This window comes from uncultured Agitococcus sp. (assembly GCF_937920075.1).
Taxonomy (GTDB): Bacteria; Pseudomonadota; Gammaproteobacteria; order Pseudomonadales; family Moraxellaceae; genus Agitococcus.
In genome coordinates this window covers 1-9,164 of record NZ_CALETI010000185.1, presented here as the reverse complement: position 1 = coordinate 9,164, position 9,164 = coordinate 1, and the positions used below count along the sequence as shown (strand labels likewise).

5 protein-coding genes are annotated in these 9,164 nt (G+C 39.8%); 1 reads left to right on the top strand and 4 read right to left on the bottom strand.

The features are described from left to right. Positions 1 to 11: 11 nt before the first annotated feature. The 4 genes from Q0212_RS07070 to Q0212_RS07055 form a co-directional block, all read right to left on the bottom strand. Positions 12 to 452, bottom strand: coding sequence for a phosphate ABC transporter ATP-binding protein (locus Q0212_RS07070; protein WP_297923962.1), 441 nt, complete (start codon positions 450 to 452; stop codon positions 12 to 14). Between the two features lie 53 nt (positions 453 to 505). Further along, on the bottom strand, positions 506 to 2,161 hold the full coding sequence (gene pstA / locus Q0212_RS07065) for a phosphate ABC transporter permease PstA (protein WP_297923959.1): 1,656 nt from the start codon (positions 2,159 to 2,161) through the stop codon (positions 506 to 508). A 10-nt stretch (positions 2,162 to 2,171) separates the two neighbouring features. Next, on the bottom strand, positions 2,172 to 4,475 hold the full coding sequence (locus tag Q0212_RS07060; RefSeq protein ID WP_297923957.1) for an ABC transporter permease subunit: 2,304 nt from the start codon (positions 4,473 to 4,475) through the stop codon (positions 2,172 to 2,174). 240 nt (positions 4,476 to 4,715) lie between these two features. Then, positions 4,716 to 5,672 carry a phosphate ABC transporter substrate-binding protein PstS family protein gene (locus tag Q0212_RS07055; RefSeq protein WP_297923955.1) on the bottom strand — a complete coding sequence of 319 codons (957 nt, stop codon included), beginning with the start codon at positions 5,670 to 5,672 and terminating at the stop codon, positions 4,716 to 4,718. Positions 5,673 to 6,146: 474 nt separating this feature from the next. Here Q0212_RS07055 and Q0212_RS07050 point away from each other — a divergent pair, with 474 nt between their 5' ends. Beyond that, positions 6,147 to 9,068, top strand: a complete 2,922-nt coding sequence (locus Q0212_RS07050; RefSeq protein ID WP_297923953.1) for a GGDEF and EAL domain-containing protein — start codon at positions 6,147 to 6,149, stop codon at positions 9,066 to 9,068. Positions 9,069 to 9,164 lie beyond the last annotated feature (96 nt).

The following is a 9,164-nucleotide window of genomic DNA, read 5'->3' as shown; positions in this document are numbered from 1 at the left end:
CTCTTCCGATCTTAAGCCACGTTTTCATAAATAGATTTAGGAAAGGGATTTGGCTTTTGAAACACCATACCTACACGACGACGTAGGCTAGTAATATCCATACCACGATCAAAAATATCATTACCATCTAGTAAGATTTTGCCATCAATACGACAACCATCAACCAAATCATTCATGCGGTTAAAAGTACGTAATAAGGTTGATTTACCACAACCCGAAGGGCCAATAAACGCGGTCACACGCTTACGAGGAATGGTCATGTTAATATCAAATAGAGCTTGTTTTTGGCCATAAAACAAATTTAGATTTTGGGTTTGTAAACAAATATCTTCATCAGCCATATTCAAGTTACGATTTTGGCGGCCTAAAGCTTCCATATCAATCGCATAAGCAGGCGTAGGAGTTGCAGATTTAGGAGCATTCATAGTTGGCTTTTCCAATTCTAAAGTCATTCTGTATTCACTCTAAACAAACTTACACTGTTAGTCAGTGTAAGTGTTGATGTTTAAGACTCAAGGGCTTTGTACTTTTCACGTAGGCGGTTACGCAAAGCAACTGCCGACAAATTTAAAGCGGCCACAATTAATACTAATAAAAAGGCCGTGGCATACACTAAAGGTCGGGCTGCTTCAACATTGGGACTTTGAAAACCCACGTCATAAATATGAAAGCCTAAGTGCATAAATTTACGCTCTAAATGGATAAATGGCGCATTTAAATCTACAGGTAAAGTTGGAGCTAATTTAACCACACCCACTAACATTAACGGGGCAACTTCACCTGCGGCACGGGCAATCGCCAAAATCATACCTGTCATAATACTGGGCATCGTCATCGGCAAAATCACACGCCATAAGGTTTCGGCTTTGGTTGCGCCTAAAGCTAACGAACCTTCTTTTAAGCTACGAGGAATACGTGACAAACCCTCTTCTGTTGACACAATCATCACGGGTAAAGTCATTAGTGCTAAGGTAATAGCTGACCACATTAACCCTGGTGTACCAAATACAGGGGCAGGCGCAGACTCAGGATAAAACAATTTATCAATATTGCCACCTAAAAAGTAAACAAAAAATCCTAAACCAAACACACCATATACAATAGATGGCACACCCGCTAAGTTGTTTACCGCAATACGCACTGTTTGCGTAATCACTCCCTGGCTGGCATATTCACGCAAATAGATGGCAGCAATAATTCCTAAAGGCGTGACAATAATGGTCATCATAAATACCATTAACACCGTACCAAAAATTGCAGGGAATACACCACCTTCAGTATTGGCTTCGCGTGGATCGTCACTCAAGAACGCCCATGCGTTATGGCCATACGCAGCTAATTTAGCAAAGACGCTCATATCATTTGGCTTATTAGCGGCAACAATTTTGCTTAAGGCAATTTCTTTCTCGGTACCATTTGCCACCACAAAAATCGCCGTGTCACGTTCCATATCACGATTTAATTGCTCTAATTTTGCCTTTAACAATTCGTACTTTTTGTTTTGCTCATCGCGTTTCGCTTGTAATTCAGCACGAGCTGCATCAGTTAATTGCTTGTCTAATTCCAACTTACGCTCTTGTAAACGTAATTTTTCGAGTTGAAAGTTAATACGACCAATTTCTCCTTTTTCAATATCGGCAATTTGGTCATGAAAATCATTGGTACGTTGTAAACGCGTTTGTAATTGTTGCCATGCTGTATCGCCATCCGCAATCACCACACCATTTTCTTTAACCGCTTTTAAACGGCCATAAAACGCGCCCCATTCATAACGCTCTAAAGCAACAATATCGGCAGGATATTGTTGATTTTGCAAATTACTGGCTAATACCCAACGAAAATCTTGGCCAGTCACATCTTTGTTACCTTGTTTAATGGAGTAACGAGTGACGGTGCTAACATTTTCAGGAATCTCAATACCTGCCTCACGCACGCGCTTAGCAGTATCCACTTTTTCGTCGTAAAGCTCGCCAATAATCGTTTCAGTTTGTCCCTGATAAGTATATTGGGCTTGCATAACATCTGAAGGCCAAAAATGCCCCAAACCACGCACAGCGATTAAACCCAAAATCCCAATGACCATAATCAGAGAAATGGCTACTGCACCCGCATTTAGCCAAACCCATGCTTCACCGCTTCTAAAATATTCACGTAACTTCATGGATTAAGCCTCATAAAGAACCATACTTTTTACGCAGACGGCTTCTCACCACTTCTGCAACAGTATTTAAAATAAAGGTCAAAACAAACAACACTAAGGCTGATAAGAATAAAATTCTAAAGTGTGTTGAACCGACTTCGGCCTCACCCATTTCTACCGCAACATTGGCTGATAAGGTACGCATCCCTTCAAAAATGTTCCATTCCATCACCGCTGTGTTACCTGTGGCCATTAACACAATCATCGTTTCGCCCACAGCACGACCAAAACCAATCATCACCGCTGAGAAAATACCAGGTGAAGCAGTTGGTAAAATAACTCTGGTTAAGGTTTGCCATTGAGTTGCACCCAAGGCTAAAGAGCCATTGGTCAAATGACGTGGTACTGCAAATAAAGCATCTTCAGCAATCGAGAAAATAGGGGCAATCACCGCAAAACCCATCGCCAAGCCAACAATTAAAGAGTTACGTTGGTCAAAGGTGATACCTGCTTCATAGGTTAACCAGTGACGAATATCACCACCAAAAAACTGCAATTCAATGGTTTGTGAGGAGGCAAAAGAAATCCAACCACCTAATAAAATGGGTGCAATTAAAATCACAGGTGCCCAACCATCAGGAATACGGTTGCGCTTTTCTAAGGGAATTTGTACCCAAATAAAACCACAAACTAAAATGATGATGGGTGTAATAATTAATAAACTGACAATACCTGGTAAATTGGCTTCTAAGGTTGGTGCTAACCATAAACCTGCTAAGAAACCTAAAATAACCGTTGGTAAAGCTTGCATTAACTCAATTGCTGGTTTGACTTTAGTGCGTAGGGCTGGAGACATAAACACAGCCGTGTACATAGCCCCTAAAATCGCTAACGGTGCAGCCAATAACATGGCATAAAAAGCAGCTTTGAGTGTACCAAAGGTTAAAGGCATTAATGACATTTTGCCTTCAAAGTCGGCATTACCAGAGGTAGATTGCCATGTATAACTTGGTTCTGGGTAAGATTCATACCAAACTTTACCCCATGCTGACTTCATAGAAATATCAGGATGTTCGGTATGTAAAGACCAAAAACTGGCACTATCTGCGGCTTGAACAAAGATTCCTTCGGAACGAGCAGACACCGACAAGGCATTAATCGGTGCATTAGCGGCTTGATGAATACCAATGGTTCGCTCGGAGGTCGTATAAAAATAACCAATTTTACCTTGGCTATCACCAGCAACAAAACCTTTACGTTTGGCTTCTGGCGCAATGGTGGTAATGGGTGCAGTACCTAACTGAAAGCTACGGATTTTTTGTAGATTAAACTTGTCTTCTTCGCTATTAACATCGCGCACCAAAAACCATTGGCTGACCGAACCTTTGTTATCACCTACCAATAACGAAATTTCACCTTGTAAGGGAATGGCTGTGGTGATTTTAGCATTACCTAAAGCCGCTTTAAGCGTTTGATAAAGCTGTGGTTGACCATCGGTAATTTTAAATACCGAAATATCAGTCTCGGTTAACACATACGCCCAACGTGCTTCTTGTCCCAAAACAATTTGACGAATGGCTTGGCTATCCACTGCCAGCCCCATATTACTGACACGCTCATAAACTTTATCTTGGCCATCTTCTTCATCCATGGCACTGCCTAAACCTAAGCCGCCCTCCTCGCTTTCCTCCTTATGCACGGCAAAGCGTTGCCACAACAATTGATTATTGGCCGTTGCCATCACTTGCAACCCATCTTCACTACCTTGTAAAGCAAACTCTGTTAAGGGTTGTGGCAAATCATTGACGATTAATGGCGTTGTACCATAAGGGAAACGTAAGCTTGGTGTCACGGTTTTACTTTTGCCATCTTCAGCAACATCAACAGCATAATTGGCTTTAAATACCAATAATTGACCATTAGATAAACCTGCACCTGCTAAGCCCTGTAACACCCCACTACGCTCAACAGTGCTGATGCTCACCCCCTGAGGTAAAGTCATTTGCTCTGATGACGTGGTTTGTCCTGTTTTAACATCAAAGTATTGCACCTCGCCTGTGGGCAATACACGAATACCTGTTTGATTGTATTCGTCCATATCAACCCAAATGGCTTGCTGTTGAGCTTGATAACTCTGCGCTTTTTCAAATTCAGCCTTTTTAAACAAAGGCCAACTTTCTACCAATAAATAGACAAAAATCAAGGTAATGGCTAACACCACAAATACGCCGCCAAAACCAATCGTTACATTAGCGATTTTGTCTTTTAGGCGACGGCGGCGGTCTAGGGCAGCCATTGTTGCTGCATCTAGGCGAACACGCTCTGGTTTACTCATACATCTCTCGAATTAATTAAACAATATTAGGGCTTACGCAGTTATCGCTTATTTGCTCACATTTCAATCGTTTTCAACGATTTTATGTTCACAAAACGCGCTAATTTCGGTGAAATGCGTAAGCCCTAAAGATTAGGACTATGCAAATTATAACAGGCTTAGACAACTTTATGACTGACCATCACTACAGCCAACACTAAAAACAAAAAGGGGCTGTCAGCCCCTTTTTATTATACAGTATTACAAACCTAGCTTCGCTCGTACTTTCTTCACTTCGCTAGCTGGTAAAGCGATGTAACCATCTTTCTCAACCACTTCCTGTCCCTGTTTAGATAATACTAATTTCACAAACTCCGCCTCTAATGGTGCTAAAGGCTTTTTCGGATGTTTGTTAACATACACATACAAATAACGTGCTAAAGGATATTTGCCTGATAAAGCATTTTTGGCGGTTGCAGCAATAAATTCGCCATCGCTGTTTTTAATTGGAACAGCTTTTACACCCGAAGTGACATAACCAATGCCTGAATAACCGACACCGTTAATCGAATTAGAAATCGATTGCACTACAGAAGCAGAACCTGGTTGTTCGTTAACGTTGGATTTAAAGTCACCTTTACACAAAGCGTGCTCTTTAAAATAACCATAAGTACCAGAAACAGAGTTACGGCCAAATAATTGTAAGGTACGGCTTGCCCAAGGGCCAGTTAAACCTGCATCACCCCATGTGTTTACCGTTTTTTCAAAACCGCACTTACGTGTTGCGGAGAAAATAGCGTCAACCATTGGCATTGATAAGCCTTTGATCGGGTTATCTTTGTGAACAAATACCGCCAAGGCATCAACAGCCACAGGAATAGCGGTTGGCTTATAACCATGTTTCTTTTCAAAGTCTTGAATTTCGTTGTCTTTCATTGCACGAGACATTGGGCCAAAGTTGGCAGTACCTTGTGCTAATGCGGGTGGTGCAGTCGAAGAACCCGCTGCTTGAATTTGAATGTTGACATTAGGATATTGCTTTTTAAAGTCTTCTGCCCAAAATGTCATTAAGTTGGCTAAGGTGTCAGAACCTACACTGGATAAGTTACCAGAAATACCAGCCGTTTTTTGATATTCAGGCATACCAGCATCTAAAGCATGGGCTGTTGCTACGCCTAAACCCAAACCTAATGCTAAAACTAAAGGTTGCAGCTTCATAAGAAACTCCTAATGAGTATGATTCTTTAAGATGATGGCATATTACGAAGGATTTATGACAGTATTATGACAATCGTGACTTTTGATGATTCAGGACTTACGCATTTCATCGAAAGCTTGTGTTGAGCGAAGTCGAAACAAGCTCGTTTTGTGAACATAAAATCGGTGGAAACGATTTTATGTTCACAAATAAGTGATCACCGCGTAAGTCCTAAATAGATATTTTGCTTGAGCTATTTAACATTGCTGCATAGAATTAAGATAATTAGCAGTTTAACCGTTATTTCAACCATATTTAATGGTTTTATACGTTCAAAATGTGCTAATTTGGGCAAAATGCGTAAGTCCTACTAATAAACAATATTGAGCTAAAACTTCCTCCGTTAGACTCAATAAAATACTGAAAACTAAAATCATTATTTTACCAGTTGACGTTTTTACTGGTGACTATCTTGCCCCATAGGGAGTGGTTGCATGACTGAGCAACAACAGAATGATATAACACAGCAAGAACATCACGATCACTCTAGTTCGTATATTCAACATCGTTTAGCGCGTCTTCAAGCGCAAAACATGATTAATCAATTTCAGTTCTTCAGCTTTATTGCTATCGTTTCTGTTGTAACCATTAGTGCTTTGTACTGGAAAGAAGATAATACTCGTTTTTTAGATACCCAATCTTGGCTCGTTTTTTCCTTATTTATTATTGGTGGTTGTATTGGCCTGATTCAATCCTTAAAAAATAACTTTAAAGAAATCAGTAATACTCGTATTGAAAAAACCATCAATTTTAGTGCCGCTCTCATGGGTAGTGTTTGGGGGCTTGCGGCAATGGTGTTTTCACCCAGTCTACCTGATGGCCATAGTAATTTAGTCGATTTTTATCGCCCTGCCCTGCTAGCCTGTTTAGTCAGTTGGCAAGCGATTGCTGCTTTGACTGCCTATTCTAGTCGTTTTGAAACCTTTATTTATTTTTCATTAGCAGCCATCATGCCTGGCTTATTTTTGTTAATGAGCTATCCATCTATTGTTAACTCTGCATTGATGGGAGTGAGTGGTTTATTTTTCTTTTTTGTCTTGTTAGCCGGTCGTCGTTTAAGTGATCTCAGTTATCAATCTTTATGGTTACAACTGCGCAATGAAGACTTAATTCACTTTTTAGAAAACTCTAAAACTTCTGCCGAATCATTAAATCAACAACTTACTCAAGAAATTCAAGATCGTCGACAAACCGAAAGCCAACTGCAAGAAATTAACCTTAATCTAGAACAAAAAGTACGCGAAAGAACTTTAGCCTTATCTGACATTAACCGTGCTCTACGCAATAGCCAAGAACGACTGACTTTAGCTATTGATGCTTCTGGCATTGGTTTGTGGGATTGGAATATGACCACCAATGAGATTTTTCATTCCAATTTTGAACAACTTTTAGGCTACTCCAAATTAGAAATGAAAAATCTTATGGGACACATGCAGGAAATTATTCATCCTGATGATTATCCTTCAGTACGTCATGCCTTAGTTCAACATTTACGCAAAAAACGACTCAATTATGAAGTCGCTTATCGCATTAGACATCGTTCTGGTTATTGGGTCTGGGTTGAGGATAATGGTCGAGTCGTTGCTTGGGATGAAAAAGGCAAACCTTTACGTTTAATTGGTACACGCCGAGATATTACGCCAGAGCGCGAAATTGAAGCAAAATTACGGTTATCCGCTTCGGTATTTGAACATGCTGCCGAAGGTATTTATATCTTAGACGAATCATTTTGCTTTTTATCGGTTAATCCTCGTTTTAGTCAAATGCTCGGCTTTAATCATGAAGAATTAGAAGGCAAAAATATTATTGACTATGTTGTCGAAACATCTGGTCATCGCCAAGCAACCTATGTAAATATCTTAAGCCAACTTAAAACCGTGGGTGATTGGCAAGGAGAATTAACTGACTACCATAAAAACGGCACACCGATTCCCCTTTGGTTACACATTACTGCTGTAGTCAATCATGATGAACATATTGTGCATTACGTGGGGATTGTTTCTGATTTAAGCCAACGTAAAGAAGCAGAAGAAAAACTCAAATATTTAGCCAATTATGATCGTCTAACAGGCTTAGCCAATCGTAACTTATTTTATGATCGCCTACACAGTGCCATTAGCAAGGGGCGCGAACAAGCCACAGGCTTTGCAATTATTCATATTGATTTAGACCGTTTTAGAACCTTAAATGACAGCTTAGGTCATGAAGTAGGTGACAATCTACTTAAAAAAGTTGCTGAGCGTATTAGTCATAGTGCTGGTGATGCCAACACTGTCGCACGTTTAGGCAGTGATGAATTTGCCTTAATGTTAGACCAAACCACCGATCATAAAGTGATTGAAAGTTTATGTGAAAAAATCATTGAGCAACTACGTAAACCCTTCAAAATTGCTGAACACGAACTTATGCTTGGTGCCTCAATTGGTGTCAGTATTTTTCCAGAACATGGCCGCGAGCTACAAATTCTGATTAATAATGCTGATCTTGCACTACAACAAGCTAAACGTATGGGTGGCAACAGCACACACTTCTTTAATTCTAATGTAAAAGCGATTTCGATTGAGCAAGTTAATTTAGAAAGTGCTTTACGAAAAGCGATTTTTCGCGATGAATTTGTAGTTTTTTATCAACCCAAATTGTGTTTAAAAAGCAATCGTATTATTGGTACTGAAGCTCTAGTGCGTTGGCAACATCCGAGTTTAGGACTGTTAGCACCTGGTCAATTTATTCCTCTAGCAGAAGAAGCTGGCCTCATTTCTGCTATTGGTGAAATAGTTTTAGATAAAGCTTGTCGTCAAACCCATGCTTGGCATAATTTAGGTTTTCAAATTACAACCTCGGTAAATGTTGTCGCCCAACAACTGCAACGAAGAAATTTACTTGATATTGTTGATCGTGTTTTATTAAATACCGAGCTTGATCCTTTAAGCCTAGAATTAGAGCTCACCGAATCTTCTTTTATGGAAGATAAAGAAATAGTACGCACTACTTTAGAGAATTTGCGTTATCGAGGCATAAAAATCGCTTTGGATGATTTTGGTACAGGCTACTCTTCTTTATCTTATTTACGTGACTTTCCGATTGATGTTCTCAAAATAGATCAATCTTTTGTGTTTAGAATTGGCCAAACCGAAAAAGACGATGCCATTGTTAAAGCTATTTTTGCAATGGGGCATAGCCTAGGTATGGATATTGTCGCTGAAGGAGTAGAAACTATTGAAAATTTAGACTTTTTAAAGGCACAAGGCTGCGACATGGTGCAAGGATATTTAATCAGTAGGCCGATTCCTGCTGAGCAATTAACAACAATGCTTAATGAAGAAGCTCACAACACCACATTAAAAAACTTGGCTTAATATCGCTAAAGTAGAGGTTGACGTTAACTAAAAAAAGCCCCTTGTGTAAATACACAAGGGGCTTTTTTATTACCAACTGGTTGTAATAATCGTTGT

Coding starts and splice junctions, on each gene's coding strand:
- Q0212_RS07070 (WP_297923962.1), bottom strand. CDS start 452: ATGACTTTAGAATTGGAAAAGCCAACTATGAATGCTCCTAAATCTGCA.
- pstA (WP_297923959.1), bottom strand. CDS start 2,161: ATGAAGTTACGTGAATATTTTAGAAGCGGTGAAGCATGGGTTTGGCTA.
- Q0212_RS07060 (WP_297923957.1), bottom strand. CDS start 4,475: ATGAGTAAACCAGAGCGTGTTCGCCTAGATGCAGCAACAATGGCTGCC.
- Q0212_RS07055 (WP_297923955.1), bottom strand. CDS start 5,672: ATGAAGCTGCAACCTTTAGTTTTAGCATTAGGTTTGGGTTTAGGCGTA.
- Q0212_RS07050 (WP_297923953.1), top strand. CDS start 6,147: ATGACTGAGCAACAACAGAATGATATAACACAGCAAGAACATCACGAT.